At 29.6% G+C, this 479-nt stretch carries 1 pseudogene; it reads right to left on the bottom strand.

The features are described 5' to 3' along the window. Positions 1 to 479: pseudogene (locus IU405_RS00465) on the bottom strand (site-2 protease family protein); the annotation flags it as partial.

Here is a 479-nt window from a genome sequence, read left to right as displayed (position 1 = left end):
GTATTATCTCTTTTTAAAGTAATAGTAATACTTTGACCTTTATGCTTTTGTAATTCATCCTCAACTTCATCATAGTATTTTGTATCAATCCCATTAACACTAACAATTAAATCTTTTGGTTTTAAATCAGCTGATGAATTTTGAGAATCATCAGGAATATTAGCTATCATGAAAGGAATTCTAGCGGATAAAATTGGACCCTCATCATTTTTACGCCTGTCCATTAACTTAGAAATAAAATCAACAGGTAATTTTTTTTCTATGATTTCTCCTTTTCTATCAATAGTAACATTTTCACCATTGATAAATGCTAAAGTTATACCAGTAAATTTTCTTACTTTTTCTCCGTCAACAGCTAAAATTTTATCACCATTTTTAAAGCCAAGACTCGTTGCTAAAGAATCTTGCACCCAAATACCATCTTTGGCATTTACGCTTTCATTGGGCAAAAACTTTTCTCCATAAGTATACATTAACAT

It is taken from the genome of Polaribacter sp. BAL334 (genome assembly GCF_015767435.1).
GTDB lineage: Bacteria > Bacteroidota > Bacteroidia > Flavobacteriales > Flavobacteriaceae > Polaribacter.
This window is presented reverse-complemented; position numbering and strand designations above follow the sequence as displayed.